Here is a 1,431-nt window from a genome sequence, read left to right on the forward strand (position 1 = left end):
CGTGGAAACCGACAATGTCGTCGGCACCATCGCGACCGGAGGCCGTCCGCGCGGGCTCGTCGTCGGCCAGGGCGGCAAGTCCCTGTACATCAGCGACGAGTCAACCAATTCGCTGCTGGTGGTCGATCTCGAGCAGCGCAAGGTGGCCGAGCGCGTGAAGATGCAGGAGTCGCCGGAAGGCGTCGGCATTTCGCCCAAGGGCGACTGGGTGATTGTCGCCAGCGAAGTCAGCAACAGCATCAACTTCGTGTCGCCGGCTACGCACAAGATCGTCTTCAATGTCACCACCAAGGGCAAGAATCCCGAACACGCGCATTTCAGCCCCGACGGCAAATGGGTGTACGTGAGCGCCGAAGATGCCGACAAGGTCGATATCGTCGATGTGGAACAGCGTCGCCAGGTCAATGCGATCACGGTCGGCATGCGCCCGCGCGGCATCGGCTTCCTGCCCGACGGCAGCCGCGCCTATGTGGCGGCAGAGATCGCGGGCACCGTGTATGCGATCGACACCAAGACGCAGCAGGTGATCGCCCGCATTCCGTCGGGCAACTTCTCCAACGGCGTCACCGTGCACCCGGACGGCAATACCGTCTATGTCAGCAACGGCAAGGATGGCACGGTCAGCGTGATCGACGTCGCCGAAAACAAGGTGACCACCCGGATCCCGGTCGGCAAGCGCCCCTGGAACATGGCGATCACGCCCGACGGCAAGAAGCTGTACGTCGCCAACGGCCGGTCCGGTTCCGTCTCGGTGATCGACACCGCGGCGAAACAGGTCATCAAGGAAATTACAGTGGGAGAACTGCCATGGGGCGTGGTCATTCAATAGGACTGGAAGCGCTGGAGCAGCGCGTGGCGACGGTGCGGGCAGGCCGGTATTCCCTGCCTGCGGTGGCACTGCACTGGGTGATGGCGGTGCTGCTCATCGGGCAGGTTGTGCTCGGCCTGTACATGGTCGAGCTTCCCAAGCGTACGCCCGAGGTGGCGTATTACTACGGCCTGCACAAGTCATTCGGGTTGATTGCACTGATGCTTATCACGCTGCGCGTATGGTGGCGACTGCGGAACAAGCCGCCCGCGCCGGTGCACATGCCGGCAGCGCAGGAACGGGCGGCGGCGGCCGTGCACAGATTGCTGTACGTGTGCATGGCGGTGATTCCGCTGTCAGGCTTTGCCGGATCGAATTTCGGCAAGCATCCTGTGAAGTTCTTCGGCTACGCGCTGCCGTTACTGGGGTGGGAGAGCACTGCGGCGCAGGCGTTCTTCCGGTATGTGCATGTGGCGTTTGTGTGGCTGCTGTGCGCGCTGGTGGCGGTGCATTTGCTGGCGGTGGTGTATCACCTGCTGAAGTCGGGGGCGGGGTTGTTGCGGCGGATGTTGCCGTGATCGATGGGGTTCCCTCCCCCTTGCAGGGGGAGGGTTAGGGCGGGG

At 63.4% G+C, this 1,431-nt stretch carries 2 protein-coding genes; both read left to right on the top strand.

Going from position 1 to position 1,431, the window contains the following annotated elements; genetic code table 11:
- Positions 1–829, top strand: an 829-nt coding sequence (locus AYR66_RS10135) for a beta-propeller fold lactonase family protein (RefSeq protein WP_206047130.1), incomplete at its 5' end; no start/stop codon positions are given.
- On the top strand, positions 808–1,386 hold the full coding sequence (locus AYR66_RS10140) for a cytochrome b (protein ID WP_088707392.1): 579 nt from the start codon (positions 808–810) through the stop codon (positions 1,384–1,386). The genes AYR66_RS10135 and AYR66_RS10140, both read left to right, overlap by 22 nt.
- The last annotated feature ends 45 nt before the right edge of the window (positions 1,387–1,431 follow it).

This window comes from Noviherbaspirillum denitrificans, assembly GCF_002211445.1.
Lineage (GTDB): Bacteria > Pseudomonadota > Gammaproteobacteria > Burkholderiales > Burkholderiaceae_D > Noviherbaspirillum > Noviherbaspirillum denitrificans.